Annotated in this window: 7 protein-coding genes; all 7 read right to left on the bottom strand. The window is 45.6% G+C overall.

The annotated features are described in order from the left end of the window. Window positions 1-96 precede the first annotated feature (96 nt). Window positions 97-597 (bottom strand): pyridoxamine 5'-phosphate oxidase family protein, encoded by a 501-nt coding sequence (locus OCV69_RS14035; protein WP_158359943.1) that lies wholly within the window; start codon window positions 595-597, stop codon window positions 97-99. Between the two features lie 242 nt (window positions 598-839). Continuing rightward, a complete protein-coding gene (locus OCV69_RS14030) occupies window positions 840-1,781 on the bottom strand; it encodes a serine hydrolase domain-containing protein (protein WP_262563166.1) in 942 nt (313 codons plus the stop codon). Between the two features lie 26 nt (window positions 1,782-1,807). Beyond that, window positions 1,808-2,764: an ABC transporter ATP-binding protein gene (locus OCV69_RS14025; protein ID WP_158359939.1), complete on the bottom strand. Its 957-nt coding sequence runs from the start codon at window positions 2,762-2,764 to the stop codon at window positions 1,808-1,810. 14 nt (window positions 2,765-2,778) lie between these two features. Further along, the gene (locus OCV69_RS14020) at window positions 2,779-3,747 is read right to left on the bottom strand and encodes an ABC transporter ATP-binding protein (protein WP_158359937.1); all 969 of its coding nucleotides are present in this window, start codon (window positions 3,745-3,747) and stop codon (window positions 2,779-2,781) included. 13 nt (window positions 3,748-3,760) lie between these two features. Continuing rightward, window positions 3,761-4,654 carry an ABC transporter permease gene (locus tag OCV69_RS14015; protein ID WP_158359935.1) on the bottom strand — a complete coding sequence of 298 codons (894 nt, stop codon included), beginning with the start codon at window positions 4,652-4,654 and terminating at the stop codon, window positions 3,761-3,763. 12 nt (window positions 4,655-4,666) lie between these two features. After that, window positions 4,667-5,593 carry an ABC transporter permease gene (locus OCV69_RS14010; RefSeq protein ID WP_158359933.1) on the bottom strand — a complete coding sequence of 309 codons (927 nt, stop codon included), beginning with the start codon at window positions 5,591-5,593 and terminating at the stop codon, window positions 4,667-4,669. Between the two features lie 108 nt (window positions 5,594-5,701). Next, on the bottom strand, window positions 5,702-7,333 hold the full coding sequence (locus tag OCV69_RS14005; protein ID WP_158359931.1) for an ABC transporter substrate-binding protein: 1,632 nt from the start codon (window positions 7,331-7,333) through the stop codon (window positions 5,702-5,704). Window positions 7,334-7,444 lie beyond the last annotated feature (111 nt).

Genomic DNA, 7,444 nt, shown 5'->3' with positions numbered 1-7,444 from the left:
TTCTTTTTAAATTCAGGGGTGTAACTCTGTGGCATAATGTGTACCTCTTTTCTTTATAAGATTGATTATATCTTATTAGCCACTCCTGTTACAACATTAGTATAGCACTTCATTGCTGCGGGCACGGGTCAGCTCGATGGCCTCTTTCCCGGTCATATGCTCAATGGAAATCTCCACACAGCACAGATTGCTCCATTCGTTCTGGATCTCTTTTTCCACAAAATCCCGGTCTGCGTTGTATCGGAGGCTGAAGACCCTGGCGGCATGGAGGATCTCCTCGTCTGTTTCCAGGATCCTGGCACGTCCGAACAGGATCACGCTGCGAAAATATGTGGTAAGCTCCTCCTTTATAATGTCCTCTTTTTCAATTACGCATAAGGACACCTTGTCATGGTTTTTTATGGAATCGTATTTGTGGCCCGATCTCGCACCATGAAAATAAATTTTCCCATCCTCGTATACATAGTTGATGGGAACCGTATAGGGATAGCCGTCGTCACCGGTCAGTCCAAGAACGCCGGTGGTGCCGGAACGCAGGATTTTAATGGTTTCATCGTTTTCCAGCTGCTGTCTGGAACGCCTCATACTGCGGAACATAGGGAGTCCTCCTTTGGCTGATATATTATGAAAAAGGAATTTAGATAGTAGTGTTATTGTAGCAGATAGCACAACCCTATGCAAGATTTGCACGGATTATAGATGATTGACCTGTTAGTGCTGCGGATATGGATTGTAAGTATTCCTGCAAATAAAGATAGATATGTTATGGATGGAAATATACAGATTGTCCCCAGTGCCTGGGAAGGAACTGGGGACATCGGATCCGTCTATGTAAGGTTTTATTTTAGCTGGGGAACGATATGGTTCCATACGCAGTCAGAAACAGATCCAGAGTTAAATTCATGGGCAGTAACAGCAATACAGGCATCCTGCTCCGGTAAGACAAAAATTCTCTGTCCGGCATAACCATTTCCACAGTATGCATTATCTCTGGAACATCTCCAGAAAAAGTATCCATATCCGGCGCATTCATCGGGATGCTGGACTTTTCCCTCGATTTTATTAGAAATCTGGCAGGCAGTGGCTTCCTCGATCCAGGAGGCAGAAACCAGCTGCTTTCCTTCCCATTGGCCTTTATTAAGACAAAGCTGCCCAAATCTGGATAATTCTTCTGTGGAAAGATGAAGCCCGCCGCATCCCAGAGTATATCCTTTTACAGATTCCAGCCACTGAGGATTGCGTATGCCGAGGGGAGTGAACAGACGGGGCTTTAACCAATCCACAAGACGTTCCCCGGTCCGTTCCTGAATGATAACGGATGCCAGATATGGGCCGAAATTATTATATTTCCAGTAGGTCCCGGGTTTATACGGAACGTCAAATTCCAGAGCATACTGAACCCAGTCGTCATTTTCAATGGCATCCCTGACAGGCCGGTCATCAGAAGCAGAATAGCCTTGCAGAATAAAATGGTCATGTCCGGTAGCCATCATGATCATATCTCGGATCGTCATTGCCTGTAAGTTTTCGGATGGACTTTCCGGAAGCTTATCAGAAAATATCTCAGCTGGTTTTTCATCCAACCGGAGGATCCCTTCATCAATGGCAATACCGATGGCGATGCTGAGAAAACTTTTGCTGACAGAATGAATGTCCTCCCTGCGGTTTTCACGCCAGTCAAATTTACCAATGATTTCTCCATGCTGACGGACGACTACATGGTATAGATCCAGCTTTCTTTTAATTGTATCCTGAACGAAAGATTCCAATCGCAGTTCCATATTTTCTTCCTTTCTCATCTTTTGATTTAGAATTCACCCACAAAATGGCAGGCAACCATATGACCATTTCCAATATCCTTTAATTCGGGTGTTTCGTGACGGCATTTTTCCTTGCAGAAACGGCACCTTCCGGCAAAGCGGCAGCCAGGGGATGGATTGATGGGACTTGGGACATCACCTTCCAGCACGATCCGGTCCACATGATAATCAATCGATGGGATTGGAACTGCACTCAGCAGAGCCTGGGTATAAGGATGGGATGGATGCTTAAAAAGATCCTTGCATTCAGCTTTTTCAACAATCTGTCCCAGATACATAACAGCGATTTCATCACTGATATGTTTTACAACGCTTAGATCATGGGAAATAAACAAATAGGTGAGTCCCATCTGTTCCTGGAGCTGTTCCATCAGATTCAATACCTGCGCCTGAATAGAGACATCTAATGCGGAAACCGGCTCATCGAGAACAAGAAAGTCTGGGTTTAAGGCCAGGGCCCGCGCAATTCCAACACGCTGTCTTCTGCCGCCGTCCAGTTCATGAGGGTATGAATTGGCAAGGCGTCTGGCAAGGCCGGCAGTAGCCATGAGCTCATAAACTTTTTCTTCCATTTCTTTTTTGTTCTGATATATTTTTTGAACCTGGAGAGGCTCGGCGATACTTTCAAAAATGCTTTTTCTTCCGTCTAAAGAAGCGTAGGGATCCTGGAAAACAATCTGGAGCCTTCTCCGTGTGTGACGCATTTTTTCACGGTCGTATTTTCTGATATCGTCGTCATAAAAGAGGATTTCCCCATCTGTCGCTTCCGTAAGCCTTAAGATCAGACGGCCAACCGTTGACTTTCCGCATCCGGATTCTCCGACCAACCCCATGGTAGTACCTTTTTTAATGGAGAAATTTACATCGTCAACCGCATGGAGCAGTCCGCGTTTGGTCGGAAAATATTTTTTCAAATGACGGACTTCCAATATATTTTCACTCATGGTCAATCCCTCCTTTATATGTGCAGACACTTGACATGGTGCCCATTTTCGATTTCCTTACTGGCAGGATTCGTTTTTGAACATTCTTCTGTCGCATATGGACAGCGGGGATGGAAACGGCAGCCAGTTGGAAGATTTGTAGGATCAGGGGTCATCCCTTCAATGGGAATCAATGTAGTCTCTTCCTCCATCAGATTTGGAATACATGCAAACAGGCCTTTTGTATAAGGATGGGATGGACGATGGAATAATTGCTCTCTGTTTCCGTATTCTACAATTTCACCGGCGTACATAACGGCTACATAGTCACATATTTCTGCTACGATTCCCAGATCGTGGGTGATCATGATCATGGAGGTCTGGTATTTGGCCTTAAGTTTTCTCATCAGCTCCAGCACCTGCGCCTGGATCGTAACATCCAAAGCAGTGGTGGGTTCATCTGCAATAAGAAGTCTGGGGTTACATGCCAGAGCCATGGCAATGATCACACGCTGTTTCATACCTCCGGAGAACTGATGCGGATAATCGCCAGCCCGGTCCGCTTTAATTCCTACAAGTTCCAGCATTTCGCAGGCCTTGGTATAAGCATCCTTCTTACTCATTTTTTTATCGTGGAGCCGGATTACCTCCATAATCTGTTCTCCAACTGTGATCACAGGATTCAGAGAGGTCATGGGGTCCTGGAAGATCATGGAAATCTGTTTTCCACGGATTTTTCTCATGGATTTTTTGTTTTTTTTCAGAAGATCTTCCCCGCAGAAAATTACTTCTCCATTTAGGATTTTTGCAGGCGGATCCGGGAGAATCTGCATGATTGCTTTAACGGTTGTAGTTTTTCCAGCGCCTGTTTCCCCCACCAGTCCCAGGGTTTTTCCTTCGGGAAGAGTAAGATTCAGATTTTCAACAGCATGGACGGTACCGTCCACAGTCACATAGTGCACTGTAAGGTCCTTAATTTCTAAAAGGTTTGTGTGCTCATTCATTCAGATTCACCCCCTAGTTTTTCAGCTTGGGATCCAGCGCATCCCGCAGCCCATCACCCATTAAGTTCATGGCAAATACAGCGAACATGATAGCCATTCCAGGGAAAGCAGTCAGATGCGGCGCATCCCTTAAAAAATCCCTTCCAGTGGAGAGCATCGCGCCCCACTCTGGTGTAGGAGGTACAATCCCGAGGCCGATAAAGCTCATACTGGCACAGGAAAGAATCGCACCGCCAATTTTTAAAGTCGCCTGAACGATCAGAGGGGCAAGGCTGTTTGGAAGAATATGATGGATGATAATATGAACGTCACTGGCCCCGGCTGCACGGGAAGCGTCTACAAATTCCTGTTCCTTCAATGAAAGAAGGGATGCACGCATAATACGGCAGTAGGCAGGAACACTGGAAATTCCTATGGCGATCATTACATTCTGGAGTCCGGTTCCCAACGCTGCTACAATGGAAATATTTAGAAGAATGCTGGGAATTGCCATTAGTACGTCAGTACATCGCATAATTATATTGTCAAGTACGCCGCCATAATATCCAGCTATGGCTCCAAGGGCGCAGCCAACAATGCTGGAGAGTCCTACGGCAATCAGACCGACAGTGAGGGAAATACGGCTTCCATAGAGAATACGGCTGAAAATATCGCGTCCCAGTTCGTCGGTTCCGAACCAATGGGCAGATGACGGTGGTTTTAAACGGTTGATAATGTCCTGCTCCACGGGATCATAGGGCGCTATGATGTCAGCAAAAATAGCGGCAAAGATCAGCAGAAGAAGCATGCACATACCGACCATGGCCTGTTTATTTCGGCAGAACCGTCTCCATACCTCCTTGACCTGACTTCGTTTTTTGATGGAACCAGCCTCAGAGGATGATGTTAAATCCTTTGTTTTTTCCATATTGCCACCCCCTTACTTGTACTGTGAACGGATTCGTGGATCAACAAAAGCGTACAGGATATCCACGGCCAGGTTTACAAGGCTGAATGTGAGGGCTACCATAAGTACACCGCCCTGGACAACGGGATAGTTCCTTGCCTTGATGGCATCAACCATCATCTTTCCAACGCCTGGCACTGCAAAAATGGATTCTGTCAGCACAGCACCGCCAAGAAGATGGCCAAACTGGATGCCGATGGTGGTAATAACAGGAATCAGGGCATTTTTAAGGGCATGGAAGATAATGATTTTCAGTTCCGTCTGGCCCTTTGCCTCAGCAGTTGTAATGTAGTCCTGCCGGATGACCTCCAGCATACTGGATCGGGTCATTCTGGCGACAGCCGCTGCAGAACTGGTACCAATGGTAATCGCGGGAAGGATCATATATGTCCATCCATCAAAGCCAGATGCTGGGAGTATCTTCCAGTGCAGCGCGAACAGAAGCATTAGGAGGAGTCCTTGCCAGAAGTTCGGCATGGCATTTCCGATCATGGCCAGAGTCATAGCGATATTATCAAAAAGAGAATACTGCTTTACAGCAGATACGATACCAAGAGTCAGCCCAATCGCAACAGAAAGAAGCACAGAGCATCCCGCAAGTTTTAGAGAATTGGGAAAGGTCTGGATAATTCGGTCCATGACAGGCTGCTTTGTGGAGTAACAGATCCCGAGATCTCCGTGGGCCAGATTTACCAGATATTTACCTAACCGTTCAATATAGGTACCGTTGAGTCCAAGTTCTTCCCGCAGCTGTTCTGCCATTTCAGGAGTTGCATCATCTCCAAGAAGTGTATCCACAGGGTCACCGGGAGTGATATACATTAAAGTAAAAACAATCAGAATAACTCCCAGCATGACTGGGATCATCATGAGCAGCCGCCGGCCGATGTATTTCAGCATGTTGGAACCTCCTTTCTCTGTAATAGCCGGGAACCTTCTGGTATAAAAGAATATCATCTATCCCAGAAAGGTTCCCGGAATCAGTCAGTCCGAGTCAGATTAGTAAGATTATTCTACGAAGTATACAGTTCTGAAATCATACATGGCTGTGGGAGTAGGAACAAATCCGCGTACTTTGCTTCCAGCGCCGATGATGTTTTTTGTAAAAGCAATATAAATAAATGGAGATTCTTCATGAATCAGTTCCTGGGCCTGTCCAACAAGCTCTGCACGCTTTTCTGCGTCTGAGGTTATATTGATCTCATCGAGGACCTTGTCCACTTCCGGGCTTGAGAGATTGGAGCGGGCACTTCCGGAATACATTCTTTCAGTGTGGAACATATTATATAATCCGGCGCCTGCTTCAAACAGGCTGTAACTTGTACCAGCACAGCACAGTTCCTGCTCCCCTTTATTTAAGGATGTGGTCAGTGCTCCGGATTCAGTGGGCTTTAATACAAGCGTAACGCCTACCTGGCTCCACATCTGCTGGAGGAGTTCTGCCAGCATATTATTGGTGGAATTGGCAAGATACATAAATTCTACTTCAAAGCCATTTTCCATACCGGCTTCCTTTAAAAGCTCCTTCGCTTTTTCAATGTCATAATCGTACTGTTTAAGAGAAGAAATATGTCCTGGAAGTGTGCTTGGAACCACACTGTCCATAGTTTCTGAGGTATTCTCTCCGTAGCATACCACACGGATGGATTCTTTATCAGTTGCGTAGTTTAATGCCTGGCGGACGCGTTTATCTTTAAAAACGTCCTTCTGGCAGTTGAAGGCAATATAACGATCCGTAGCACCAGTGCTGACGATAAGCTGGGTATCTGGATTTTCTTCAATACGGTCTGCGTCAGTGGTAGGAAGCCCAAGAGTGATGTCAACGCCTCCGCTTTCCAGGTCGATGGTACGGCTGGCGGCTTCGGTGATGATCCGGAATTTGATTGTTTTTAAGATGGATTTATCTCTCCAGTATTCATCGTTTCTTTCTACCGTAATATTATCGCCAGCGGTCCAGGAGACAAATTTATATGCGCCGCTTCCGACAGGAGCACGTCCGAATGCATCGTCCCCCATTTCGGTTACTACTTTTTCTGGAACAATGCTGAGAGCTTCGGAACATACCTGGGCTTCTGTGAATGCCCATGGTTCCAGGGTTTTTAAGATAAATGTGTAATCGTCAGGAGTTTCGTATCCATTTGGATCGAACTGTGTGGCAGCATCATTTCCTAAAGTTCCGTTGCCGACCCTTAAGAAACTGAATTTTACATCTTTAGAGGTCAGAGGATCACCATTATGGAATTTCACATCTTTTCTAAGATTGAATTTCCAGGTCAGCTCGTCTATTTGCTCCCAGCTTTCAGCAAGACAAGGGGATGGCTCCATATTTTCATTAAATTCTAAGAGCGTATCAAAAATGCTGCCTTCGATCATACGCTTTACCGTTACATTGTTTCCAAGAGGGTCCAGAGTTGCAGGCTCTCTATCAAAGGCAACTACCAGAGTATCCTTGGACGAGACTTTCTCAGTGTCTGATGTCTGCACAGGTCCCTTTTCCACTCCGGCGGATGCGGATTCTGATGAGGTCTCTGAAGGGGCTGGTGAGGATCCATCCGTAGTCTGCTTTTCTTCACCTCCGCTTCCGCAGGCCGTCAAAACCATACACAAAGCCAGTGATAAACTTAAAAATCGTTTTTTCATAAACTTTCCTCCCTTTACTTAGAAATGTGGAAATTTTGGATAGTTACGTCTGATAATGTATTTTATAGTAATATTATAATTATTTACCGAATATTTGTAAAATCAATTAAA

Origin of the sequence: Alitiscatomonas aceti (assembly GCF_025567195.1) — a bacterium.
Taxonomy (GTDB): Bacteria; Bacillota; Clostridia; order Lachnospirales; family Lachnospiraceae; genus Alitiscatomonas; species Alitiscatomonas aceti.
The sequence above is the reverse complement of the archived record's forward strand: the minus strand, read 5'-3'. Positions and strand labels throughout refer to the sequence as shown.

What these genes read in the sequence shown, in the direction of transcription:
- OCV69_RS14035 (WP_158359943.1), bottom strand. Translation starts at nt 597, where the DNA reads ATGTTCCGCAGTATGAGGCGTTCCAGACAGCAGCTGGAAAACGATGAA.
- OCV69_RS14030 (WP_262563166.1), bottom strand. Translation starts at nt 1,781, where the DNA reads ATGGAACTGCGATTGGAATCTTTCGTTCAGGATACAATTAAAAGAAAG.
- OCV69_RS14025 (WP_158359939.1), bottom strand. Translation starts at nt 2,764, where the DNA reads ATGAGTGAAAATATATTGGAAGTCCGTCATTTGAAAAAATATTTTCCG.
- OCV69_RS14020 (WP_158359937.1), bottom strand. Translation starts at nt 3,747, where the DNA reads ATGAATGAGCACACAAACCTTTTAGAAATTAAGGACCTTACAGTGCAC.
- OCV69_RS14015 (WP_158359935.1), bottom strand. Translation starts at nt 4,654, where the DNA reads ATGGAAAAAACAAAGGATTTAACATCATCCTCTGAGGCTGGTTCCATC.
- OCV69_RS14010 (WP_158359933.1), bottom strand. Translation starts at nt 5,593, where the DNA reads ATGCTGAAATACATCGGCCGGCGGCTGCTCATGATGATCCCAGTCATG.
- OCV69_RS14005 (WP_158359931.1), bottom strand. Translation starts at nt 7,333, where the DNA reads ATGAAAAAACGATTTTTAAGTTTATCACTGGCTTTGTGTATGGTTTTG.